At 50.2% G+C, this 24,140-nt stretch carries 21 protein-coding genes; 4 read left to right on the top strand and 17 right to left on the bottom strand.

What is annotated here, in order from left to right:
* Positions 1–9 precede the first annotated feature (9 nt).
* The 12 genes from DI579_RS03040 to DI579_RS02985 form a co-directional block, all read right to left on the bottom strand.
* The gene (locus tag DI579_RS03040) at positions 10–1,200 is read right to left on the bottom strand and encodes a glycosyltransferase (RefSeq protein WP_303678671.1); all 1,191 of its coding nucleotides are present in this window, start codon (positions 1,198–1,200) and stop codon (positions 10–12) included.
* A gap of 33 nt (positions 1,201–1,233) precedes the next feature.
* Entirely contained in the window at positions 1,234–2,892 is a 1,659-nt protein-coding gene (locus tag DI579_RS03035; RefSeq protein WP_290598410.1) for an FtsW/RodA/SpoVE family cell cycle protein, read from the bottom strand.
* A 40-nt stretch (positions 2,893–2,932) separates the two neighbouring features.
* Positions 2,933–4,357 carry a UDP-N-acetylmuramoyl-L-alanine--D-glutamate ligase gene (murD, locus tag DI579_RS03030; RefSeq protein ID WP_290598409.1) on the bottom strand — a complete coding sequence of 475 codons (1,425 nt, stop codon included), beginning with the start codon at positions 4,355–4,357 and terminating at the stop codon, positions 2,933–2,935.
* On the bottom strand, positions 4,358–5,449 hold the full coding sequence (mraY, locus tag DI579_RS03025; protein ID WP_303678670.1) for a phospho-N-acetylmuramoyl-pentapeptide-transferase: 1,092 nt from the start codon (positions 5,447–5,449) through the stop codon (positions 4,358–4,360). It abuts the gene before it with no gap.
* 12 nt (positions 5,450–5,461) lie between these two features.
* Complete coding sequence (gene murF / locus DI579_RS03020) at positions 5,462–6,952, bottom strand: UDP-N-acetylmuramoyl-tripeptide--D-alanyl-D-alanine ligase (protein ID WP_303678669.1); 1,491 nt, start codon at positions 6,950–6,952, stop codon at positions 5,462–5,464.
* 56 nt (positions 6,953–7,008) lie between these two features.
* Complete coding sequence (locus DI579_RS03015; protein WP_290598406.1) at positions 7,009–8,529, bottom strand: UDP-N-acetylmuramoyl-L-alanyl-D-glutamate--2,6-diaminopimelate ligase; 1,521 nt, start codon at positions 8,527–8,529, stop codon at positions 7,009–7,011.
* A gap of 87 nt (positions 8,530–8,616) precedes the next feature.
* Positions 8,617–10,560 carry a penicillin-binding protein 2 gene (locus DI579_RS03010; RefSeq protein WP_303678668.1) on the bottom strand — a complete coding sequence of 648 codons (1,944 nt, stop codon included), beginning with the start codon at positions 10,558–10,560 and terminating at the stop codon, positions 8,617–8,619.
* A gap of 75 nt (positions 10,561–10,635) precedes the next feature.
* Positions 10,636–11,343 carry a hypothetical protein gene (locus DI579_RS03005; RefSeq protein ID WP_303678667.1) on the bottom strand — a complete coding sequence of 236 codons (708 nt, stop codon included), beginning with the start codon at positions 11,341–11,343 and terminating at the stop codon, positions 10,636–10,638.
* Positions 11,340–12,326 (bottom strand): 16S rRNA (cytosine(1402)-N(4))-methyltransferase RsmH, encoded by a 987-nt coding sequence (gene rsmH / locus DI579_RS03000; protein ID WP_290598401.1) that lies wholly within the window; start codon positions 12,324–12,326, stop codon positions 11,340–11,342. Before rsmH ends, DI579_RS03005 begins: the two co-directional genes overlap by 4 nt.
* A gap of 174 nt (positions 12,327–12,500) precedes the next feature.
* Positions 12,501–12,932, bottom strand: a complete 432-nt coding sequence (gene mraZ / locus DI579_RS02995) for a division/cell wall cluster transcriptional repressor MraZ (protein ID WP_290598400.1) — start codon at positions 12,930–12,932, stop codon at positions 12,501–12,503.
* Between the two features lie 575 nt (positions 12,933–13,507).
* Positions 13,508–13,939, bottom strand: a complete 432-nt coding sequence (locus DI579_RS02990; RefSeq protein ID WP_303678666.1) for a DUF3040 domain-containing protein — start codon at positions 13,937–13,939, stop codon at positions 13,508–13,510.
* A 99-nt stretch (positions 13,940–14,038) separates the two neighbouring features.
* Positions 14,039–14,407: an SAV_6107 family HEPN domain-containing protein gene (locus DI579_RS02985; RefSeq protein WP_290598398.1), complete on the bottom strand. Its 369-nt coding sequence runs from the start codon at positions 14,405–14,407 to the stop codon at positions 14,039–14,041.
* Positions 14,408–14,565: 158 nt separating this feature from the next.
* Here DI579_RS02985 and DI579_RS02980 point away from each other — a divergent pair, with 158 nt between their 5' ends.
* The 3 genes from DI579_RS02980 (at position 14,566) to mptB (ending at position 18,036) form a co-directional block, all read left to right on the top strand.
* The gene (locus tag DI579_RS02980; RefSeq protein ID WP_303678665.1) at positions 14,566–15,168 is read left to right on the top strand and encodes an N-acetyltransferase; all 603 of its coding nucleotides are present in this window, start codon (positions 14,566–14,568) and stop codon (positions 15,166–15,168) included.
* A gap of 44 nt (positions 15,169–15,212) precedes the next feature.
* The gene (locus DI579_RS02975; protein ID WP_303678664.1) at positions 15,213–16,331 is read left to right on the top strand and encodes a polyprenyl synthetase family protein; all 1,119 of its coding nucleotides are present in this window, start codon (positions 15,213–15,215) and stop codon (positions 16,329–16,331) included.
* Positions 16,332–16,422: 91 nt separating this feature from the next.
* Positions 16,423–18,036: a polyprenol phosphomannose-dependent alpha 1,6 mannosyltransferase MptB gene (gene mptB, locus DI579_RS02970; protein ID WP_303678663.1), complete on the top strand. Its 1,614-nt coding sequence runs from the start codon at positions 16,423–16,425 to the stop codon at positions 18,034–18,036.
* Here mptB and DI579_RS02965 read toward each other — a convergent pair.
* Positions 17,992–18,357: an Rv2175c family DNA-binding protein gene (locus DI579_RS02965; RefSeq protein ID WP_303678662.1), complete on the bottom strand. Its 366-nt coding sequence runs from the start codon at positions 18,355–18,357 to the stop codon at positions 17,992–17,994. The two genes, mptB and DI579_RS02965, sit on opposite strands and share 45 nt — an antisense overlap.
* A 135-nt stretch (positions 18,358–18,492) precedes the next feature.
* Here DI579_RS02965 and DI579_RS02960 point away from each other — a divergent pair, with 135 nt between their 5' ends.
* The gene (locus DI579_RS02960; protein WP_290598394.1) at positions 18,493–19,917 is read left to right on the top strand and encodes a serine/threonine-protein kinase; all 1,425 of its coding nucleotides are present in this window, start codon (positions 18,493–18,495) and stop codon (positions 19,915–19,917) included.
* A gap of 22 nt (positions 19,918–19,939) precedes the next feature.
* Here the strand turns inward: DI579_RS02960 and DI579_RS02955 are convergent, their stop codons facing one another.
* The 4 genes from DI579_RS02955 to DI579_RS02940 all read right to left on the bottom strand — a co-directional run bounded on the left by DI579_RS02955 (position 19,940) and on the right by DI579_RS02940 (position 24,082).
* Positions 19,940–21,325 (bottom strand): class II 3-deoxy-7-phosphoheptulonate synthase, encoded by a 1,386-nt coding sequence (locus DI579_RS02955; protein WP_290598393.1) that lies wholly within the window; start codon positions 21,323–21,325, stop codon positions 19,940–19,942.
* A gap of 77 nt (positions 21,326–21,402) precedes the next feature.
* Positions 21,403–21,897 (bottom strand): polyadenylate-specific 3'-exoribonuclease AS, encoded by a 495-nt coding sequence (locus tag DI579_RS02950; RefSeq protein WP_303678661.1) that lies wholly within the window; start codon positions 21,895–21,897, stop codon positions 21,403–21,405.
* A 3-nt stretch (positions 21,898–21,900) separates the two neighbouring features.
* Entirely contained in the window at positions 21,901–22,860 is a 960-nt protein-coding gene (locus tag DI579_RS02945) for an ROK family glucokinase (protein ID WP_290598391.1), read from the bottom strand.
* Between the two features lie 49 nt (positions 22,861–22,909).
* Entirely contained in the window at positions 22,910–24,082 is a 1,173-nt protein-coding gene (locus tag DI579_RS02940; protein ID WP_290598390.1) for a glycosyltransferase family 4 protein, read from the bottom strand.
* Between the last annotated feature and the right edge of the window lie 58 nt (positions 24,083–24,140).

Genomic DNA, 24,140 nt, shown 5'->3' with positions numbered 1-24,140 from the left:
TAGTAGTGTCTAGTGTTGTGACGCGGGAAGCGAATAACCAACAAGATCACAAGCGGCGCGTGCTACATCTTCTGCAGCATTACGAGAGCCAGAGCGTAACGCCCCAGCAACGGCCGTCTGATATTTCCCAGGGGTAGTAAGAAGATTCTCTGCCCAGTCTATAACCTGCTGACCTGTAAGATCATGGTCGTTAATAAGAGTTCCCCCACCTGCTTCTATAACTGGCTGCGCATTAAGTGCCTGTTCGCCATTACCGATAGGAAGTGGAACATATAAAGCGGGAAGTCCCACAGCGGAAATCTCCGCGACTGTCATTGCTCCAGAACGACAGATAACACAATCAGCAGCAGCATATGCCAAGTTCATAGTGTTAATATAGGGAACTTGTATCTGGGCTGGTGCATTGTCTGGGGCAACATTTCGAGCAGTAATTCCCGATGGCAGTGAAAGATCCTTCGCACCAGCAGGTGCACCCCCGCGTGTAGGATCACCACAATCATAATTTTTGGGTCCTACCGCTTGCAGAACACCAATGTTTTTTTCAGCCAACCCAGAAACTGCTTCATTCATCACTCGGTTAAGAGACTGCGCCCCTTGTGAACCACCAAATTCCAAAAGAACGGGAGCCTGGGGATCAAGTCCAAAAAATTCACGTGCTTCTGCACGCAATGCAGAGCGATCCAGTTGGCTAATAGTGGGACGTACAGGGATTCCCACAACGTCAATGGGGAAACCGCACCCAGGTACTGCTCCAAGAACTCGACATGCGTGTCGAGCTCCAATTTTATTGGCAATCCCAGCTCGCGCATTAGCCTCATGCACAATGTAGGGAATATGTCGAGAACCTTTTCGAGCTGCTAAGTAGGCAGACATGGATACATACCCGCCAAAACCAATAAGGACATCCGCTGCGACATCATCCATAACATCACGAGCCTGTTTCACCGAGGTGTGTAACCGTCCCGGAACACGAAACAGTTCTTTCGTAAGATGACGCGGCAATGGTACTGCCTCAATCATGCGGAGGTCATACCCACGCGCGGGTACAAGATCTTTTTCTAAACCACGTTCAGTTCCTAGCGCTGTCACACGAATTGAGGGGTCGAGGTGCGTTAATGCATCAGCTACCGCCATTGCTGGTTCAATATGCCCCGCAGTACCTCCGCCAGCAAGTACTACGGAAAGAGATTTTCTCGTCATCTGTTATGTCCTCATTAGTGTGGATTAGCTCAATTAGCGTCGTGATCTTGGCCCATTGGGGCCAAAGTTATCGCCATAGCTTCCGCGTGGTGGAGGATTCCACCGACGGCCTTGTGGACGATCAAGCGGAGGAAGCGTGCGCGAACCAGTAGAATTTCCGCGTGAAGTAGGGGCTTTTCGTCTTCCCCCGGCGGATGATGATTGTCCAGGACGCGGCTTTGGTCGTTGCTGCTGCGCTCTAGGCGGTCCTGGGCGCGGATCTGCGCGACGAGGATCTGTACTGCGAGAGGCTTTTACAGAAACAGGGGTCTTTCCGACCATCCATTGTGCAATCCCTGTATATCGACCGAAATTAAGAACGTCATCTGGAGAATAAACATGCGGGGTGGAAAGATGCAGCGCTTTACCAATGCGTCCGCTTCCCGTACTAATAGCTGCTACAGCGGCTCTCTCATGACGTGCGGTACTGGTAATAAGCCCCAATAGGAAAAGTGTTGTTACCGTAGCGGAACCACCTGCGGAAATAAGAGGAAGCTGCAGACCTGTTACCGGAAGAGCGCCCGCAACATAGCCCATGTTAATAAACGCTTGAACCACTATTGACGTTGTTCCAACACTAGCGATAAGACGCATAGAAGGATCTAGCACGCGCCGTGCTATACGCAGACCTATCAGACCTAATGCGGTGTATAGCAATGTCACAATCACAGAACCAATAAGCCCAAGTTCTTCTCCAATAATGGCAAAAACGAAGTCGTTAGGAGCTTCTGGAAGATAAAAATACTTCGCCCGTGACTGCCCTAATCCAACTCCGCTAAAACCACCATCAGCCAGCGCCAACCGTGATTGATAAGACTGATAACCTGCCCCCTGCGCATCATATGTGCCACCTTTAAGTTGATGCCAGTAGGCAATAAGACGATCAGTACGGAATCCAGTAGTGAGCGTGAGAATAAGGAAGAGAGCGACAGCACCACCAATAGTTATCCAAATAACTTTGTTGGGGAGTCTACTAAAAAAGAGAAAGGCAACGAGAACAACACCAAACGTAACTGCCATACCCAAATCTCGTTGCACAATAACTAACGCAATAATGGGAATAAAAAGGCCAATGGGGCGAAGAGTATCGCCAATCTTTGACATTGGCGTTAATTGTCCCAGATAAAGCGCCACCACCACAATGATGATAACTTTGGCAAGTTCCGAAGGTTGGAATGCTACCGGTCCAAAAACGAACCATGAACGCGCACCATTACGTTCCTGTCCAACGCCAGGAATCGCCACAAGAATAAGTAAGAGGAAGGAGAATATATAGAGGGGGAAGGCTAATTTACGCAATGCTGAAAAAGGTATTCGCAAAGCGACGTAAAAGCCTAGCCACCCAATAAGCATGAAGATACATTGACGGATGAATACTGTGTAATAGTTTCCGTAATCTCGCAACGAGGCCGGGCCTGATGCATCGAGCACCATCACCACGCCAAGAATTGAGAGAATAATGCAGATTGTCACTATAAGGTGAACATCAGCGAGAGGACCGGTGTAGTAATTCCGGAAACCTGCCACAAACTTCTGCAGTTCTGCTTTAACAGGACTACCGATCTTCTGCTTTTTACTGGTATCTTCGTGGTTCGTCTCCGTAGCGTGAGTGGATGCAGCATTACCGACGTTCTTGATAGACTCAGTCGCCATACTGTCCTCCCTTCTCCCGTGACGGAGTGGTGTTGTCCTCTTAATGCTTCAGTATGGTCGTGGCGAAAAGATCACCGCGTTGTCCATATCCAGTAAACATGTCATAGCTAGCAGCGGCAGGTGCTAAAAGTACCGTGTCGCCAGATTGTGCCATTTCTTGTGCAGCAGCGACAGCTTCTACCATAGCCTGCTCTGTCTCTTCTGCTGGCGGTGGCGTATCTGTTCCATCATCACCAGTGCGAATACGAACTACTGGTATCTCAGGACGTGCTGTGTGGAGAGCATTGACAATAAGATCCCCATCTTTTCCGATAATGACAGCGCCACGTAGACGGGCACCTACCTCATCAATAAGTGGAGTAATATCAGCTCCCTTGAGCTGTCCACCGGCGATCCACACAATAGAGCTATAGCCCAGCATAGAGCTACGTGCGGCATGCGGATTCGTGGCTTTTGAATCATCAACATAGGTGATGCCGTCAATAGTAGTAACGACAGCATTACGATGTGGGGCCACAACAAAATCTTTAAGTGCATCGTTGACGTCCTGCGGCATCGCTCCTGCTGCCATTGCAAGTGCTGCGGCTGCCCCTGCATCGAGAACACCAGCGGGACCTGCTGGGTGAATATCGGCGCACTCTATAAGAAAACGAGCTGCGTCATTAGGCCCAAATGCATTATCGAAAAGTCCATTTTCGTGGACTCCAATCTGGCCACGTACTGGTTCTCCGGCACGGAACCCAATAACAAACTGTGCAGAACACTCATCGCCAGCTGCGGCAGCACGCGGGTCATCAAGACCCACAATGGCATAGAGACCATTCAACACTCGCGCCTTATCCGCTGCGTATGCCTCTACTGAGCCATGCCAATCGAGATGGTCTTCATCAATGTTTAGTAATGCTCCGGCCAGCGGTTTCACACTGGGAGCCCAATGCAGTTGGAAACTAGAGAGTTCACAGACAAGAACATCGGGGTGATTCGGATCCAGAAGGGCTTCTTCAATGGGGTAGCCGATATTACCGCAGGCTACCGCGGACATTCCCGCTTGTTGGCAGATGGCAGTCGTCATACCCACTGTGGTGGTTTTACCATTCGTCCCGGTAACGGCGAGCCATACACGAGAAGGTCCACACAAACTAGCCTTATCGACGTGCCAGCATAGTTCTACATCCCCCCATACCGGCACATTAGCTGCGGTAGTAGCAGTAAAAAAAGGATGATGCGGAGGGATACCTGGGCTTGTCACAACAAGTGCGGCCTCACTGAGGGCATCTTCTGCTTCTGCCATTGTGAGAACACTGTCGGCTATGTCGCTGGCTTTGGCACGCGCAGCATCCTCATCCTCCACCACAATGGGGATAGCCCCAATATGACGCAGTAGACGCGCCGCCGCGAGGCCAGAGACTCCTGCACCCAAAACAAATACTTTTTGATCAGTAAGATCTATGGGCATTGCAGGCATTTATACCGCCACCTTTGATAGCCAGTCTGCATAGAAAACGGCCATACCGAGTCCTGCAGACAATCCAGCAATCAGCCAGAATCGTACAATAACAGTCGTTTCTTTCCATCCACCCAACTCAAAGTGATGATGGAAAGGTGCCATACGCAGAATACGTCGTCCTGTCGCTTTAAAGAACCCTACCTGCAGTACAACAGAGAAAATTTCAATAACGAAAAGAGCACCAATAACAACCATGAGGAGCTCTGTTCTACTCACAATAGAGATACCCGCAACTAAACCACCCAACGCTAGCGAGCCAGTGTCACCCATAAATATTTTGGCGGGGTTACAGTTCCACCAGAGAAAACCTATACACGCACCTAGTGCAGCCGCACACAAGATAGAGATATCTAGTGGGTCTCTTACCTGATAGCATCCCACTGCATTACCAGTAGTTGAGCATGCATTGCGGAATTGCCAGAAAGTAATAATGGTGTAGGCACCCATGACTAACGCCATAGAACCAGCAGCTAAGCCATCCAGACCATCAGTGATATTGACAGCATTGGACCAAGCGGTAATAACAAAATAGGCAAATATGATGAAGACGATGCCACCGCCTGCTGCCATACTCATTACCGGAATATCGCGAGTTATGGAGAAAAATTTCGATGCTGGTGTCAGACCATGCTCATTGGGGAAGAAAATAGCAAGAACAGCAAAGAGAATAGCGGCAACAAACTGTCCTAGGAATTTCGCCTTTGGGGTAAGCCCCAGGTTACGTTTCTTGAAAACTTTAATCGCATCATCTGCGAAACCGACTAGTCCAAGGCACGTCGTCAGCATGAGGACAAGGAGTCCAGATGCAGCTGGCCCTCCCCCATCTGTTAAGGCACCCACTAGGACGCCGGAAAAGTACCCCGCCCAAATACCAGCAAGGATTGCCAAACCACCCATGGTGGGTGTTCCGGCCTTCACTAAGTGAGTTTGCGGTCCATCTTCACGAATCTCTTGACGAATATCGCGTTGTCGAAATTTTTTAATGAGCACTGGTGTCAGCAGTATGGAAACTAACACTGATACACACAGTGCAACAATAATTTGAGCCACTAGTTTGATCCTTTACTCAGCTGCTCCATTAGCGGCAGAGATAATGGTGTCCGCAATAGTCCAGAGTCCGACGGCTTGCGATGCCTTCACCAAGATCACATCACCCGGGTGATAATGCTCAGAGAGGTATGCGGCAGCGTCCTCCTTATTATCTATGCTCACTGCTGAAACTCCCATTTCATGTGCAGCGTCACAAAGAGAATTCATCTCCGGGTTACTACCCACAGTAAGGACATGATCAATTCCGCAGTCGGCGAGAGTCTTCGCAAGAGCAACATGCTGGGAGATGGACTCTTTCCCCAGCTCTCCCATTAAACCTAGGATTGCCCAACTTTCTCTCTTCATTTCTGTAGAGGTACGCGCCATATTACTTAGCGCAGCAATAGCTGCTCGCATAGAGTCCGGATTGGCGTTATAGGAATCGTTAATAACGATGGTGCTGTTGGAAAGTTCCTTCACATCCATCCGCCGACCAGAGACAATAGTTGCTTGACTCAAGGCTGTAATTGCTTGTTGCAGAGGAATATCACACGCGTGTACCACAATTAATGCCGCAAGTGAGTTCAGTACATTATGCTCGCCAGAAACAGCTAGTTGGACAGGGTATTCATGCCCTAACGCCGATAATGTATAGCTTGCACGTGACAATCTGTCCATGCGGATATCTACTGCAGTGAAATCTGCACTGGGGCGAGTTCCGAAGGTAATAACACGCGCTTTTGTACGCTGCGACATTTGCGAAACACGATCATCATCAGCATTGAGGATAGCAATGCCTCCATAGGCTGCTGCAGGAAGTGCTTCTACTAATTCCCCTTTTGCTTGGGCAATAGCTTCCTGTGAACCAAATTCACCCAAATGCGCATGTCCTACATTAAGAACGACACCTATTGTTGGGGCAACAATCTCGGTGAGATCGTGAATATGACCAATTCCTCGGGCAGACATTTCCAGTACTAAGAAACGTGTATTTCGGTCAGCGCGGAGAGCGGTCCAGGGGAAACCTAATTCATTGTTGAACGATCCAGGTGGAGATACTACTGCACCTGCTGTGGACAATACTTGTGTGACAAGATCCTTTGTTGTGGTTTTCCCGGAAGAACCGGTAATACCGACAACAGTTAATGACTCTTCATCGATCAGCGTTTTCACCACATAGCGAGCCAATTTAGCGAGTGCCTGTAGAATAGCTGCAGTGCAACCATTCTCATCATTCTCTAGAGCTGTAGCGCGAGAATCTACTTTCCCCAGAGGCTGCACCATAATAGCGGGCACCTCAACAGGACGAGTTGCTATTACTGCCACTGCCCCATCAGCAATAGCTGCCGCAGCAAAATCATGCCCATCGACTCGTGCCCCTGGGATACATAGAAAAAGCCCCCCTGGAGTCACCTTACGACTATCAAACTCGACAGTACCGTTCACAACAGTATGAGGATCGGCAGCCTCGTTAAGGGTGCCACCAACAATCGTGGCAATTTGATCCAATGAGAGAGGGATCACTCGTTTCCTTCTTCCGCTTTAGCTTTCTTCTCTTCGCTATCGCTGAAATAACCTGTTCAAAGACTACCAGTCCGGCGCTCCTGTAGAGCAGCGCGAACCTCTTCCCGATCATCAAAATGGTGGATGACCCCATTCACATTCTGGCCTGTCTCATGCCCTTTGCCAGCAACGAGAACTGCATCTCCTGGTTCTGCCCATGCAATAGCAGCACGAATAGCAGCTGCTCGATCGCCTATATTACGTACTTCCCCACGCTCTTCTGTGGGAAGTTCATAAGCCCCAGCCTCTACAGCTGCACGAATTACTGCTGGATCCTCCGAACGAGGATTGTCATCGGTAACAATAAATAAGTCAGATCCACGTGCTGCCTCCCGACCCATAATGGCACGCTTACTAGCATCACGATCCCCACCAGCGCCGAGAACAACACATAGCCTTCCCTTAATCTCACTACGAAGAGTAGCGATAACAGCAGCTACCGCGGCAGGCTTATGCGCGTAATCAACAATTGCTAAATAATCCTGACCTTCATCAATACGCTGTAAACGGCCCGGAACGACAACATGAGCAATACCAGCAAGAGCATCCTCAATGGGTAGCCCAGCAAGTTCCGAAACAGCAAGAGCAACAAGCGCATTAGCAACATTAAAACGCCCCGGCATAGGTAAAACAAGCTTGTGCTCATTCCCCTGCGGATCAGTGATAACACACTGTTGCGTACCATCATCAGCAATACTAGAAGGACCTGCACTGTAATCAGCATTACCGGTAGTAGACACCGTGACCGGAGTACATCCAGAAGCCTCCGCTATATCGCGCATGCGAAGACCCCAGCTATCATCTATACAAATGACGGCACGATCACAACAAGTTCCTGAGTCCTTCGTAAATAGCCGTGCTTTAGCCTGGAAGTACTCCTCCATAGTGTGATGAAAGTCCAGATGATCCTGCGAAAGGTTGAGAAACGCACCAATACGGAATCGCGTACCGCCCACTCGTCCCAGCAGTAACGAATGGCTAGAGACCTCCATGACAATACGGTGCACACCGTCATCCCTCATGGTAGCGAAAAGACGTTGCAGATCCGGTGCTTCCGGAGTAGTCAGCGAACTGGGAACACGTACACCATTAATACGCGAACCAGTAGTACCAATCATGCCAACAGAATGGCCCGCAGTACGAAAAGCCGATTCAATCAGATAGGACGTTGTCGTTTTCCCGGAGGTACCAGTAATACCAATAACCGGAACATCGTAAGAAGGATTCCCATAGATCGCTGCGCTAACTCTGCCAAGTACAGCGCGAATATCATCAACGACCAGTAGAGGTATGTTATTCACTCCGGTGGAAGCGACAATACGGGCTCCCTCTGGATCAGTCAGAACGGCAGAAGCACCGCGCTGACAGGCATCCTCAACAAAATGAGCTCCATGAACATGCAATCCTGGCAAAGCCGCAAACATGTCCCCCGGCTGTACTGCAGCGGATTGAAGCGTGATTCCAGAAATCTCGGTACTACCATCCTTGCTGGTACACGTGCTAGTACACAAGACAGCAAGGTCTTTAAGAGTCTGCATAATGAGTAGTTCTTTCCAACGATGTTAGTAGAAGATGCTAATAGTAATTCCAGTAGTTTAATGCCAGCGCTTACCAGACTACCGGTTTCAGCCAGCCTGCAGAATCAAGCGTGGAGCAGGTGGGGAAAGTGGCACGTTATCACGGGTAAGAAGCCACTGCGCAATATCGTGGAAAAGTGGAGCAGCCGACTGACCACCTTCCCCATGCACGCCACGTACGGGGTTATCCAGCATGATGGCAATAACATAACGGGGATTATCCGCGGGAGCTATACCAGCAAAGGTAATCCAATACATACTGTTGGAGTAGCAATTACACCCGGGATCTACTTGCTGCGCCGTTCCCGTCTTTCCAGAAATCTGGTAGCCCTCAACTGCAGCTTGCGGACCCGTACCTTGTTGATAGCCCGTATCGTCCTGAACTACTGCGCGAAACATATTACGCACTGTACGGGCTGTTTCAGTAGAAACAACACGCACAGCGGAAGGCTCATCCTGGTGAATAACCTGCCCATTAGATTTCGTTATTGAGGCAATAATGCGCGGCGGGATACGCACACCATCATTAGCGATGGTCTGATACACCGACGCCATTTGCAGCAGTGTCATGGAAAGACCCTGGCCAATAGGGAGGTTTGCGAAAGTACCGCCCTGCCATTGACGACGTGCTGGAACTAAGCCTGGACTCTCCCCCGCTAGCTCAATGCCAGTAGCATGCCCAAGGCCAAACTTCTGCAACATGTCTGCATAGCGATCTTTCCCCACTCGTTGTGCAATCATCAGTGTTCCCACGTTTGACGACTTACCAAAAATACCCGTCATTGTATAGGGAACTACCCCGTGCTCCCATGCATCACGCACTGTCACCGAATCCATCTGGATCTGGCCAGGAACTTGAAAAACTTCTGTAGGTTTTGCCACATTGTATTGAATAGCGGCGGTAGCAGCCACAACCTTATTAACAGAACCGGGCTCGAACGGGCTCGTAATAGCAGGATTGCCCATATCGAAATCGGATTGACGGAGGAGATTCGCACTGGGGTTAAAAGTATTGGCGTTAGCCATAGCAACAACATGCCCAGTTTTTGAATCGAGCACCACTACTTCAGCATGCTGTGCACCGGAATGAATCTTCGCAGACTCCACTGCCGATTGCACAAAATACTGCACATCTGCATCTAGCGTGAGCGTAATAGTACTGCCGGGTAAAGGATCGACATTATTTCGCTCAGACCCCGGGATGAAGGCTCCGTCAGTAGCCTGATCGTATGTCCTCTCCCCATTTCTTCCAGCAAGTACTGTATTTTTTGAAGATTCAAGACCAAGAATTCCCGCGTTATCGACTCCCACAGCGCCAATAACGTTAGCCCCTAGACTTCCCCCTGGATACTCACGAATCTGCTGATACTCCTGACCAACCTGTGGATACTTATCAACAATGCGCGTAGCAACTGCCGGGTCAACATTTTTAGCAAGATAGGTAAACGATTCATTCGATGACATACGAGTCATCATGTCTTCCGCATCAATTCCCGGTATCTGTGCAGCTAACATATCAGCAATACCGGCAATATATTCTGAAAATGTTGGAGCCGTGGAATCTGCATCATGCGCAGCCTGCATCTGCTTACGCACCACAGAAGGCTGGAACGTCAGATTACGGGCATCACGTGAATAGGCCAGACGAGTACCATGCACATCACGAATTTCCCCACGCGGCGCATACAGGATTTGTGTGACAGCTCGTTGGCTCTGTGCTTCTTTAAGAAGACGAGGGCGCTCAATAATCTGCGCATAGATAAGGGCTGGAATAAAGAGCACCAACACCACAATGAGTATCACTCGACCATACCGAAATCGCTTATCCATAGAAACTGTGGAAAGGCGCTGTTCAAGAGCTGGAAAGGGAGAGTGCCCGTTTTGCGGCTGCGAGGATCGGGAATAGTCGTGGTGAGGAGTACGACCCACTGGCCCAGTTTGCGTATAGCGAGGGCCAGATGAACGTCGCGGGGCAGGCCGTCCTCCTTGCATGAGCGCTCCTTTGAATAAGTCCTCTCCCATAGCCTCTTCACACAGACAGAGGCTCTCTCACAGTGTAGTGAAGAATTAGCGATGCTCTGCTAATTGCTGGAGAGTATCCGAGGGACGACGCTTTTCAAATTTTACTTTTTCAGCAGGAGGTTCACTAGGTGGCTCACTGACCTTTTTAACTTTCAGCTCAGTTCTTTGCGGCAGTGGAGGGTTAATATTTTGAAGAACACGCCCATTAGCTGCCTGCGGTGTTCCCACAACCACTACTTTCTTACCCTCCTTATGGAGAGTGGGGACATCCCCACTGGGGACCATTCCCATAGCGGTCGCTTTTTCCGCTAACTGTGCAGCCGACATTGATTCTTGTAGCTGCTTCGTTAACTGTGCATCGTGTTCTTTCAAACCTTTATTTGTCTGTTGTAGAGCCACCACTGATTCTGATTGGCTTGCCACATAGCTGGAGAGGACGAGGGTGACACCTACACCAATAAGGCAAACAAGAAGCACTGTTGCAACAAAAGAGAGTTTGCCAACACGCAGACGTCGTATCACGCTCTGCTTATTAAGGCGCGCTTTAATGGATGCACGACTACGACCTCGTGTTTCTGTTGCAGAAACAGTAGCCCCACCATTGCGGACAGCTGCACCTGTGGCAATCTGCATAGTTCGCGCCAAACGGCGATTCCTGCGATCTATAGCTCGCTGAGCGGAAACAGTACGGTGCCGATGAGGAGAATCGGCACGGTGAGTACGACTACGCGGCCGAGCTGAAGTCTCGATCATGCTGCGTCCCTCTCTAAGCGTTCAATAGCCCGTACACGCACGGAGGCAGAACGGGGATTGCGATTAATTTCGGTCTCGTCGGCTTTTTCGGCACGACGTGTAACAAGCGCATAGGAAGCTTGACTGCCTGGTAGTTCTATAGGGAGATCTACCGGGGTACGGGATGTACATGCCTTGGCAAATTCATGTTTGACCAGTTTGTCTTCATGACTTTGATAGGCCATAAACACCGCTCGGCCTCCCACTGCGAGAAGGTCGAGTACTGCGGGAAGAGCAGCCTTAAGACTGTCGAGTTCATGGTTCACTTCCACACGAAGCGCCTGGAACGTACGCTTCGCAGGATGCCCACCCGTACGACGAGCTGCCGCCGGGATTACCCGATACAGCAACTCAACAAGCTGGTGAGATTCGACGAATGGTGTTTTTTCTCGCTCATGGACAATTGCACGAGCAATCTTGGTGGCAAACTTTTCATCACCATACGTGCGGAGCACATGAGCGAGGTCTTTAACGTCGTATGTATTAAGAACATCGGCCGCGGTAATGCCAGTGGTGGTGTCCATACGCATGTCGAGGGGAGCATTACGACTATAGGAAAATCCTCGTTCGACATCATCAAGTTGCATCGAAGATACCCCCAGGTCATAGAGAGCACCATTGACACCAACCTGACGTATTTGTTCGCAGAAAGGATGATCAATAGACCCAATGACGTCAGCGACACGGTGGTATTCGGTATGGATGGGAAGGAAACGATCGCCGAATGGTGCTAGCCGCTCACTAGCGAGCTCAAGAGCTTGTGGATCACGATCTAAACCAATGACGCAAACGTTGGGAATACGCTGCAAAAGGGCTTCGCTGTGCCCTCCAAGTCCAAGTGTTCCATCGATGATGATGGGTCGTTTCGTGTACCGAGGATCGCAGGCGGGAGAAAGAAGCTCAACAATACGGTCAAGCATTACTGGAATGTGTCGTTGTGCCATGTTGAACTCCTTTCTACGAGAGGTATGAGAATGTTTCTGAATACATAAAGAGATGCCATCGGGTCTCTGGCCGAACGGAACCTGGCGTTGGGGAAGTACGTCAGGGCCAGCCGGTCAGAGGCCTGGTGGCATCTCCGCATAAACCGCTATTGAAGTGTCACGGCAGGATCTCCTCTAAAGGATGTCCTGAAGAGAATCATCTTGAGCATCGGAGAAGGCCTGCTCATTAGCGGCCTCATACTCTGCCCAAGCATCGGCATTCCATATTTCTACATAGTCGACGGCGCCAATAACGACGCATTCTTTATGAAGTTCTGCGTAACGGCGGTGATCCATGGAAAGAGTGACCCGACCCTGTGAGTCGGGAAATTGTTCATCCGTGCCAGCAGCGAGACTACGAAGAAAGGCACGCGCCTCAGGTTTCGTTCGTGGGGCTTTCGCTGCACGACGGGCAAGTTGAACAAACTCTTCTCGGGGGTATACCGCCAGACAGTGATCCTGTCCTTTGGTCACCATGACTCCACCGGCAAGCTCTTCGCGAAACTTTGCGGGGAGCGTAAGACGACCTTTGTCATCAAGCTTGGGCGTATAAGTACCGAGGAACATCGGACCACTGCCTTTCGCTTTCTGCCTGTCATCTTCCCGATTATTGACCACTTCTCCCTTACTAGCCCCACTTTACCCCACTAACACCCACGTATCAATGGAATATTCATATATGACTAATTTTATTTTCATAAAAATAGTCATTACTCTCGATTTTTCTTGTGGGGATCCTATCTCTAAAAATATCTCTACTAATCCACTCAATAATCACTTTATTAACTTTTTTCACATACGTATTATGGATAACATCAACAATTTATTTCACTTACCTCACTAAAGAATTTTAAAAATCCTTTTACCTGCTAAAAGATAAACACCATGCAATTTTTTACATCATGTATGCGCTTCTTTAGCGTCGCATTGGCGCCATAAAAATATTTGGTGGGGAAAAGTGGGGAAATTCCAATACCGGAAAACTAAACAAACGAGATAAAAAGAAATAAAGGAAACCCCCGCACGTATGCGGGGGTTTCCTTGAAGAAGTTAAACGACTATACGACGCGTTCACGCCCTAACACACTGGCTAGCTTCGTAGCGACTTTCGTAGCGACACTGCGACGTGACATCACACCATGCTAGTCATCAAAACGATGACGGAAGCTATCAGCTAACCCACTCCCAGAACCATGTCGGCGAGGCTGCTGACGCGCGTCATCTGCAAGACCTTTCTGCGCGGATTTCTTTTGTTTCCTCGCAGGTTTTCTTGTCACCTCTTGGGGGCCACGATCAGAATGCTGGATCAGCATGATGCTGCCTAAAAACATCATCACGAAACCGACCAATGACAGCAGGGGGAATCCAGCAATTTTCACAAAAAAGCCAGCAAAAAGAAGCACTACACCAACGGCAATAAGAGTCCATCCCCAGGCCGTTGCATGCTGTGTGTGATGTGCATGTTTCTGAGACGGATTACTTACCTCGCGCACCGACTTTGTGAATTCAGCATCCTCATTGAGTGCGCTCTCAATCTCATCGAGCATTTGTTGCTCACGATCCGAGAGTGCCATCGCTATTCAACTCCTCCAGTAACAGGTTCACCTGGGATTCAACATCTCTAGTGTACGTGTAGTTTTCTCTTCTCACCATGAAAGTAGCACATAGAAATTCTAGGCCACTTGGGTTTCTTCGCATGACGCATCAACACGATCAAGGAAAATACCCACTCGATGGAATACCTCATTTGCTGTGTTGGCAGATATTGCCACCGGCAACCCCATTTCAATATCACGTCGCAACTTCGCTAATTGACGGAAATATGCAATATCGTCATCCCATTCAGGGGAAAGCCGCGCCAACAACGTCCACACATCACGTGTCAAAGGACGAGTACGCGCGAGACGCGGATGCCTGGCGATAAGAATTCCAGCACCTTTTACTGCAGCTAAATAACTACACCGCACACTCTCACACGGATTTTCCGCCGCCGCGCAGGAATAGAAATACTCAGCACTATCTTTAGCTTGTTGGGGAGTCATTCCTACCGTCTCCTTTACCACACGTCGTTGCATCCTTATGAGGCCTTCGTATGAGGGATTCCCTATGAGGACTCTAAGGAGAGCAACTCTTTCACAAAGAATGTCTTGACAGTAACGAAAAGGTGTAACAAAAACTGTTCACGTGGTGGAATTGAGGTATGGCTTTCTCTCCAAGCACTCCGGCCATTCACTCGGTTATTCGCCTTAGCCCCGACCTTATGCGGGAGCGTATAGACGATGCTATGGATGTCTATCTTGCTGCCATGCACTATCGCCCAGAATGGCGTTCATTACGCCGTGATCCTTGGGAAGAAGCAACATACTATCCGACATGGAATAGCTATGGCGCGTTTACAACCCCTCTTGCATCACTTAGCACCAACCATGACCCGCTTATTGGCATCACTTTTGGCTACCGCGGCAATCCACACTCGTGGTGGAGTAGCAGAATCGCAGCAGGTATGAGGTCTGCGGGATACCAGGCCACGACCATCACCTCCATTATGGACAACTATTTTGAGCTCTCCGAACTTCATGTTCTGCCATCCTACCAAGGACACGGTTTAGGAACACGGTTGCTCGATAGCATTCTGCAAGATTGCCAAGAGCACCATGTTCTTCTCTCCACACCAGAAGTACCTGGTGAAAATAATGCTGCTTGGAGACTTTACCGTCATATGGGTTTTAACGATCTCCTCCGCAATTTTACTTTTCCGGGTGATTCACGTCCTTTCGGTATTCTTATTCGTACCGGCCTCTAGTTACTAGCACTCACCGTAAAGTGCTGTATGGGAATCGAGAAACAGTGCCTTCACCGTCGCCAGCAACACCCCCACTACTGCCCGATAATTGGCAGGAGCACATCACAAACCTACTCCGCTCATATTGCCAAGAACGGCGTAGTGCATGCACCCCCATGGGACCCACCGCTGACACATGGCTCGCATCCCTCGAACATTTTGTCTGTGACGGCGGCAAACGAATACGCCCCACATTCGTCTGGCTAGGATGGTCAGCCGCAGGCGGACACCGTCACACCGAACTAACAGAAGCACTGTGTACCATCGCGGCCTCTCTGGAATTTGTACAAGCGGGCGCCCTTATCCACGACGACATTATTGACGACTCCGCCACACGCCGAGGAAATCCCTCCCTCCATGAACAGTTCGCCGCAGAACACGCCCACGCCGTAGCCTCCTCCCACGCATGCGGCAACAGTAGAACTATCGGCCAGTCCTCCGCTCTTCTCTTGGGAGATATTGCTCTCACCTGGGCCGATGACATGTTCTTCCGAACAGTTTCCGCATTCCCCCCACTACACCATGCTCTCCCTTACTGGACCAGCATGCGCACAGAAATGTTGACGGGACAGTACCTCGATATGACGGGGGAAACTCTCCCCTACTGCGATGCAGATAACGCCCAAAAAGTAAACCGCTTCAAAACAGCCGCCTACACCATTGAACGCCCTCTTCATATTGGTGCAGCCTGCGCAAACGCCTCACCTGAACTTCTCCAAGGACTAAGCGACTACGGCGTCAACCTTGGCATTGCCTTCCAACTACGCGATGACCTATTAGGAGTTTTTGGAGACTCCACTAAAACCGGTAAACCCTCCGGAGAAGATCTACGCGAAGGCAAACGCACACAACTCCTCGCTGACGCACTAGAACACCTTCGCCCCTCCGAGCACAAAGAACTCTGGTCCCTTATTGGGAAGCCTCTATCCGAGAGCGAATTAGATCGTGCACGCACTCTCCTTACCGAATGCGGCGCAGTCACCCGCAGTGAACAACATATTGCAATGCTCGCTGATAAAGCACGCCACACTCTTACAAAACTTCTTGAAACGACAGAAATTTATCCCCCTGCCGTCACCGCCCTAGGTGAAATGATCGAAGCAGTCACAAAGAGAGACTTTTAACACACACTTGTGTCCTATCCCCCATGTTCGTGAAATCTCCAGAACATGCGACAATATCAAGCAGAACATCATGTGGCGAAGGAGATTTCGTGTGGCTCATTCAGCAAGTACTGCCTACTCTGAACTACGTCGCTTAAACCTACTACCCCTCGTGTGGTGGGGAATGGCAGGTTCATTGTTTATCTCCCTTGCTTCCTGGGGCGCAGGTGCAGGATATGCGGTCGACTCATGGCTTGCCCCACTACATCTTGACTGGTTGTGCTACGGACACGGACAACTCCTGTGCCAATTCCTCTTTTGGGGTGGAGTACTCCTCCTCATTGGCAATTGGGCACGCCTCGGCCGCCATCTCCTGACACACCACTATGAAGACAACACACGTACAGTCTCCGCACTTGTTCTTCTCTCTCTTATCTGGATGGTTCCCTTCCTTATCGCTAACCCCATTCTTTCCCGAGATGTTTTTTCGTATCTCGCCCAGGGATCCATTCAGCGAAGTGGAGCTTCTGCCTACGATGTAGGCCCCAATGTCCTCAACTCACCCGGCCATATCACTCCTCTTTATCTTGATGTTTCCGGCGATTGGCGCAATACCACCACCCCCTATGGGCCATTACATCTTGGGCTAATGGAGCTTATTGTCTTCATAACCCAAGACCACATTCACGCCGGTGTTTTCCTTGTAAAACTACTGTGCATGCTCTGCATGGTGGGCATTATCTGGGCTAGTCAAGACATAGCGAAAAGTTTAAAAACATCATCATTGTGGGCACTCTGGTGTGCCGGAGCTAATCCCCTTATGCTGCTGCACCTTATTGGTGGTATGCATAATGAAGCTCTTATGGTCGCTCTCATGGCAATTGGCCTTGCGTTGGTGCTGCGCCGGAAGCATGTGCTGGGAATTGCCGTGATCACGTTGGGGGCTGCTATTAAGGCAACTGCTTTTATTGCTCTTCCCTTCGTCATCTGGATCTGGCTTGCGCATATTCGCCAGGATGGTAAAACTCTCCAGAAAGCCACCCCGCAAGAACAAGAGGATGACAGCACAGTAGAGAATACTTCTGAAAGCTACGGCAAAATCGTTGGCTACTTTATTGCTACCGCCTGCGGAGGAGCCGTTCTTAGTATCGCTATTTTTGCAGTACTCTCATTGGCCACCGGTACAGGATTGGGATTTATAGAGGCACTGGAAGGATCGGGAAAAGTTATTAACTGGCTAACAATTCCCACCGTTTTAGCCCACTTCATCCATGCTATGGGTGCGAATATTGACGGTCCCAGTTTCGCTTCTGCACTCGTTGGGGCACGTCATATTTGCAGTCTTATTATGGGAATCCTCATTATTCCTATCTGGATTCACTACCGCAAGACTCCCCTAGCTGCACTCCGTGGACTCGCTCTTAGCTTCCTCGTGCTGTGCCTCTTCAACTCGCTAGCTTTCCCCTGGTACTACTCATGGATTCTTGTCTTCGTGGGAGCACTTGCCCTCAATCGCACATCCTTGCGTATTATCGCAGCCCTGTGCTCATGGAATTGCTTCACCGTATTACCGAATGGGGTTATTGCGCTCTACAACTACTTCTGGGTAATAGCTGCCATTGTTATAGGAGTCATTGTCTACCGCTATCTAGGAAAAGAAGAGACAACAAGTTCCGCTGATTTAGAACGCCATTGCTTGCGCACGCCGCATAACTTCACGAGCTAAATGTCCATGTAAAGCATCAATAGGACGTCCGGGAAGAGAACCATCATCGGTGTACATGAACCGTAAAATCTCGGTAGCGGAGTATCCCCCATCTGCCAGAACTGAGATAAGTCCAGTAACGTGTTTGGCAATGCCGTGCTCGTCAAAGAAGAGTGCGGGAACACCCACAATCCCATCACGCTCAACTGCTATTAGCTGTTGTTGACGCAGTAGTTGGTGGACGCGAGTCACGGGAACATTCAGTAGTTGCGCGACTTTCGGAAGGGGCCAAATCTCGTCTGTAGGGCTCAACACATCATCAGCAGTGGGAAGAGAACTCATACTATGAGAGTACTGGTCTTTGACGAACATCGGTAACTCTCCCTCCTCATTCGGTAGCATAGACACCATTGAGAAGAGCTTTACGACAAACTCAGATACGTAGAGGATGTCCATATCCTCACAAGGAGAAACAGGATGGCTGAGGTTTCCCGTTTGCGGTCGCAGCATTTGTGGTCGCAACAGAGTACCCGCGACACGGACTCCAGGTCTCCTTTTTGCCCTGGCGATAAAGTAGATGGCCGCTATCTTATTGACGGATATATTGCGCGCGGCGGCATGTCCGTGGTGTATCGAGCGATCGATACACGGCTTGATAGGCCTGTTGCCCTTAAAGTACTACGCTCTGATCTTTCTGCCCGCGATGAATTCCGCCAAGATTTTGTTGCCGAAGCGAAAACTGTCGCTAGTCTACATGGCCCTGGCATTGTCACAGTGTCAGACCAAGGCATGTGGCAGGGGGAAGCATTCCTTGTTATGGACCTCGTCGCAGGGGGAACTGTCCGCGAGTTACTTAACGAACGCGGCCCCATGCCCCCCTATGCGGCAGTAGCAGTATTGCGTCCCACACTAGAAGCTCTTGCAGTTGCCCACAGTTCTGGTTTTGTCCACTGCGATATCAAACCGGAAAATATTCTTATTGGTCCCGATGGAACTATTAAAGTTGTCGACTTCGGCCTTGTGCGGGCAGTGAACTGTGATGATAAGGAAGGACACCTGGCCGGAACAGCAGCCTATCTTGCTCCCGAACAGGTAACGGGGGACCCCATTACTCCACAGTGTGACGTCTATTCTGCGGGTTTAGTTCTTTACGAACTACTTGTGGGAACTCCCCCCTTTGGAATGTCGGCCACACGTGATGTTGCTGAACAGCGTCTTTCTCATGATGTTCCCCCGGCATCTTCACAGCGACCCGGTATTCCCACAGATTTTGATGCGATTATCTCTACTGCTACCGCCCGTAACCCAGAAGAGCGTTATGCCGATGCACAAGAAATGTGCAGTGCATTGAACCGTGTGAGAGACAAGCTCCATCTTCCGCATTACACTGTTCCTACTCCGCAAGAATCTGCCGAACAGACTGCGGCACAAACAGCACTGTCGACACTAGCTATTAATAATTCTGAGGATCATTCTGACAGTGAAGCCGCAACTATCCCGATTAGCGGCGAGAAAACAGAGGTCATAGATGCACCTCCCGAAGAACAACCGCATCCCCATGCCACCGCACACACTGCCTTATTAACATCGTGCTTGCCATCTAGCGATGATCCAGCAACACCGTCGGCAGGATCCCCGAATAGCCTCGGGGGTAATCCTGCTCCTGATGCCGATGACGACATAGATGATGACGAGGATCTTGACGCCGCAGAAATTCGCGCCTGGAAGTTAGCGTCACACCCCCGTATATGGCCAGTCATTATTTGGCTTATTGTCCTGGTCCTCATTATGGGGGGAGCGGGTATTGCTATGCGGTCACTTGGGCACGAGCTATTTCCGTCTGCCGCAGCTGCACGCAACTATACAGACGAAAAGCCCGCACCCACGAGTTATCTAAGCTAGACGTTTTCTGAGCCAATTAACTCTAGCGGCGTAGCATCTCCGCCACAAGATAGGACATCTCCAACGATTGCTGCGTATTAAGGCGCGGATCGCATGCAGTTTCATAGCGACGCCCTAAATCCCCATCAGAAATATCCTGCGCTCCACCAGTGCATTCAGTAACATCTTCGCCGGTAAGCTCAACATGAATACCGCCCGGATGGGTCCCCAGCGCGTGGTGGACCTCAAAAAATCCCTGCAGCTCATCAATCACAGCATCGAAGTGACGTGTCTTCACACCGCTGTCGGTAGGATGCGTATTCCCGTGCATAGGATCAGTCTGCCAAATAACTTTGTGTCCAGTAGCTTCCACTGCCTCCACAATAGGAGGCAAAATATCGCGGATCTTGTCCGACCCCATCCGCGTCACCAAAGTAAGACGCCCCGGAATATTATGCGGATCGAGACGTTCCACATATTCCACAGCCTCACGCGGGGTAACGTTGGCACCAATTTTAAGACCTATGGGGTTTTCAATAAGGGATGCGAACGCAATGTGTGCACCGTCCATCTGCCGAGTACGCTCACCAATCCACAGGTAATGGCCCGACAAGTCGTAAAGACGCTGCTCCCCTTCTTTTTCAGCAAGATGGACGAAGGCGCGCTCGTAATCCATGACAAGCGCTTCATGGGAGCAATAAATATCAGCCCGCTCCAGACCATCATCTTTTACGCCGCAGGCATCCATGAACCGTAAACCAAAGTCGATCTCGCTTGCTAGTTCTTCGTACCTCGCGCCTGCCGGAGAATGTGCAACAAACTCTCGGTTCCATTCATGGAGACGGTGCAGATCAGCTGTTCCAGACTCTGCCAGAGCCCTCACAAGGTTCATGGCTGCAGCTGAGTTTGCGTATGCTCGCACCAGACGGGAGGCATCATGCCGGCGACTCTCTTCAGTAGCGGCGTAGCCGTTGATCATATCCCCACGGTAATTTTTCAGGCCGTTCTCATCAGTGTCTTGTGAACGTGGTTTACCGTACTGACCAGCAATACGAGCAATCTTCACCACTGGCATAGAAGCACCATAGGTAAGTACTACTGCCATCTGCAGGAGCGTACGAATGTTCGCAGTAATATGCGGTTCAGTATTGGTTTCAAAAGTTTCCGCACAATCTCCGCCTTGTACGATAAACGCTTTGCCTAAAGCAACCTGCGTAAGATCCTTCTGCAGTTTGTCGACTTCAGCGGGAACGACTATCGGGGGAACAGACTCCAATACCCGCCGCATTGCCTTCGCCTGGGCAGGATCCCACGATGGCTGTTGAGCTGCTGGCTTATCCAGGGCAGCATAAAAATCCTCATTCAAGTTACCGGGGAGAGGTGGCAGGTCAGGGAGTTCTTCAAGAGGTATATCAACAGTCCAGTTCATCTTTCCAGGATAGTGGAGGACTGAATGAACACGCGAATAGAATCTCACATGCTAAATATTTAGTGTTACTAGTAGTCTTATACAGCATCCAATGCGCGTTGAATGGCTAAAAATCGTGCACGATCCCAACGCGCGTCCACAAGCGCATCATGCGCTCCCGCCGGTTTCCCCGGTATTCCAGGTTGCCCCGCATGCATCCAATACTGCTTCATCTCATAAGTAAATCGAGGTACCCCATGCGGTAAAGCTGCCATATCACCCCAAAGTTGGCAGAGTGCCACATGGTCATAGGCAGCAACCCATGCCCACAGTTCCATCGGGTTACCGTCATTGTGTTGCTTCCAGAAAGACGTAATACGATTACGCATACCCCGCCTATCGCACCACGCATTGTCGCTGGGGTTAGGTAGTTTAGGTAACACATTGCGCTGTACCCAGGGGTTCGCACGGCTAATATCACATTCGGTGGATACGACATAGAGTTCTTCTCCGGTCTCCGTCACCATACCCAGGGAAAGAAGATCGATAGTACGGCCATCCTCAATGAATTCACAATCGTAGAAGAAGCGCATGTTCTAATTCCCACACTGCTCTAAAAGATAACGCCGAGCTAAATCTGCTGCACCAACTTGTCCAGCATCATCACCTAACTCGGCTTGCTTAATTGTGGCAAGTGGACGATATCCACCACCAGTTACGTGTTGTGCGTAAACTTCTCGTGCATGGCTTAGGAAAAGATCCCCCGCAGAACCAACTCCTCCCCCCACGACAATAAGATCGGGGTCAAAAACGTCCGCTACAGTCGCTAAACCAATACCCAACCAGTAGCCCAAATCTTCCACAGCCATTTCCGCTATGCGATCGTTCTGACGCGCCGCTTCCATAACTCGTCTACCTGTTAGTTCAGATTCTGGTGTCACGTCTTTACCCAACATTGTGGGAATATCTGGGTGTGCCACCATAAGCTCTAATGCGGTATCCACCAATGCAGTTCCCGAGCAATAACGCTCAAGACACCCTATTTTGCCACAAGGACACGGACGCCCATTGGGAACAACTTGCAGATGTCCAAACTCTGGAGCGATCCCATAGGCACCCCGGAATAGTTCATTGTTGTGAATAAGAGCTCCCCCAATACCTGTCCCTATAGCAAAGGTGACAACGTAATTACCTCCTACAGAAGCCCCATAGTTGTATTCACCCCAAGCTGCAGAGTTGCAATCATGCTCCACCACAACGGGCATCTCAAGACGCCTTTCCATGCGTTCACGAACCGGCGCATTGCGCCATGGAAGATGGGGAGCAAACCGCACGATGGATCGATCTGCATTAAGGAAACCCGCTACAGCAAGCCCTACTGCCTCCACGTTCTGGCGTTTCGCTAAGCGCTCCACAACAGCAGCAAGCGCATCTTCTAGAGCATGGACAGAATGTGGGGTGGGAACACGTTCACGATCAAGGATACGTCCGTGATCGTCAACAACTGATGCCCGCAAGCTAGTACCGCCTACATCGATACCAATGGTGTTAGTCATAGTGCGGGTGCTCCTCACATAATCTCTGGGTTCGTGGATATGTCATTCTTCATAGGAGTGGGTCGTCTCCTGCTGCATCACTATCAGCACCATTGAGGACGTGGGACAGTTTCTGACCAAGAGTACTCCACTGCCACTGCGACAGCATCCACTCGCGGCCATTGCTCCCAAAACTAGTACGACGCCGTTCTGATGACAAAAATCGGAGAAGCTCGGTAGCCACCGCATTACTATCGCGGCCGTCTACCACAACACCAGTAACGCCATTGTCGACAGTTTCTGGAGCACCTCCGGAATTACCTGCTATGACAGGAATACCGGTTGCGCTTGCCTCGAGAAAGACAATTCCCAGGCCTTCTACATCTAGCCCCTGACCTCTTGTACGACATGGCATTGCAAAAACGTCTGCGGCCGCGTAGTAAAGCGGCAAATCATCATCGGGAACAAGATGCGTGAAGAGGACATGATCACTCACTCCATAGCGGTGCGCTAATGTATGAAGCCGCTTTGCACTGGGACCGCCACCGACAATAACAAGAAGTGCATCGGGAATATCTCGGAGAACGCGCGGAAGAGCTTTGATAAGTGTGTCCTGTCCTTTACGCGGCACTAAACGAGAAATACACACTATGACAGGAGTATCGGAAGCAATATGATGACGCTGCCGAATACGCTGTCGACCACCTTTATCAGGATGGAAACGGGCAGTATCGACACCCGATGGTAGCCACTGCAATTGCGGATGTGAACCGAGAGCCCGACCAATACGATGCTGCGTGTAATGGGAAACATAGGTGATAACATCGCACCCATTCCCAATAATCCGCAGCGCGGCATGTGTGCAAGGTAACATGGCCCACCCCACTTCATGCCCATGCGTTGATGCCACTATGCGCTGTACATTAGTGTGCCGCCGCAAATAGTGGGACATTAGAGCAAGCGGAGCAGCAGCTCCGAACCATACAGTTTCATAATCGCCTTGGCGTATTATGCTTGCTACTTCACGGCGTACTCGCAGTGTGGGAAGTAATACTTTCGTGGGGTTACGAATAATGCGGTAGGGCTGTGCAGCGTCAAACTCGGCGCATCGCGCAGGATGCCACGTGGAGCAGTAGACGGCAATATCCTCTGCGGGAAGCTCCTGTACAAATCTGTAGAGATATGACTGGATTCCACCTGGTCGCGGTGGATAGTCATTTGTTACAAGGAGCGTTTTTCGCATATTTTTACCCTACTGTACAGGTGGGTAACAATAGCAACTGATACTGTTCTCTACCTCG

The sequence above is a fragment of the Lawsonella clevelandensis genome (genome assembly GCF_003241315.1).
Lineage (GTDB): Bacteria > Actinomycetota > Actinomycetes > Mycobacteriales > Mycobacteriaceae > Lawsonella > Lawsonella clevelandensis_A.
This window is presented reverse-complemented; position numbering and strand designations above follow the sequence as displayed.

Bases quoted from the DNA above. Each gene is read 5' to 3' on its own strand.
- rsmH (WP_290598401.1), bottom strand. From the start codon at position 12,326: ATGGCACAACGACACATTCCAGTAATGCTTGACCGTATTGTTGAGCTT.
- DI579_RS02950 (WP_303678661.1), bottom strand. From the start codon at position 21,897: ATGCGCTTCTTCTACGATTGTGAATTCATTGAGGATGGCCGTACTATC.
- DI579_RS02940 (WP_290598390.1), bottom strand. From the start codon at position 24,082: ATGCGAAAAACGCTCCTTGTAACAAATGACTATCCACCGCGACCAGGT.
- DI579_RS02945 (WP_290598391.1), bottom strand. From the start codon at position 22,860: ATGACTAACACCATTGGTATCGATGTAGGCGGTACTAGCTTGCGGGCA.
- DI579_RS03010 (WP_303678668.1), bottom strand. From the start codon at position 10,560: ATGCAAGGAGGACGGCCTGCCCCGCGACGTTCATCTGGCCCTCGCTAT.
- DI579_RS02980 (WP_303678665.1), top strand. From the start codon at position 14,566: ATGGCTTTCTCTCCAAGCACTCCGGCCATTCACTCGGTTATTCGCCTT.
- DI579_RS02960 (WP_290598394.1), top strand. From the start codon at position 18,493: ATGGCTGAGGTTTCCCGTTTGCGGTCGCAGCATTTGTGGTCGCAACAG.
- DI579_RS02965 (WP_303678662.1), bottom strand. From the start codon at position 18,357: ATGAGTTCTCTTCCCACTGCTGATGATGTGTTGAGCCCTACAGACGAG.
- DI579_RS02985 (WP_290598398.1), bottom strand. From the start codon at position 14,407: ATGACTCCCCAACAAGCTAAAGATAGTGCTGAGTATTTCTATTCCTGC.
- DI579_RS02990 (WP_303678666.1), bottom strand. From the start codon at position 13,939: ATGGCACTCTCGGATCGTGAGCAACAAATGCTCGATGAGATTGAGAGC.
- DI579_RS03035 (WP_290598410.1), bottom strand. From the start codon at position 2,892: ATGGCGACTGAGTCTATCAAGAACGTCGGTAATGCTGCATCCACTCAC.
- DI579_RS03015 (WP_290598406.1), bottom strand. From the start codon at position 8,529: ATGCAGACTCTTAAAGACCTTGCTGTCTTGTGTACTAGCACGTGTACC.
- DI579_RS03040 (WP_303678671.1), bottom strand. From the start codon at position 1,200: ATGACGAGAAAATCTCTTTCCGTAGTACTTGCTGGCGGAGGTACTGCG.
- mraZ (WP_290598400.1), bottom strand. From the start codon at position 12,932: ATGTTCCTCGGTACTTATACGCCCAAGCTTGATGACAAAGGTCGTCTT.
- DI579_RS03005 (WP_303678667.1), bottom strand. From the start codon at position 11,343: ATGATCGAGACTTCAGCTCGGCCGCGTAGTCGTACTCACCGTGCCGAT.
- DI579_RS02955 (WP_290598393.1), bottom strand. From the start codon at position 21,325: ATGAACTGGACTGTTGATATACCTCTTGAAGAACTCCCTGACCTGCCA.
- murD (WP_290598409.1), bottom strand. From the start codon at position 4,357: ATGCCTGCAATGCCCATAGATCTTACTGATCAAAAAGTATTTGTTTTG.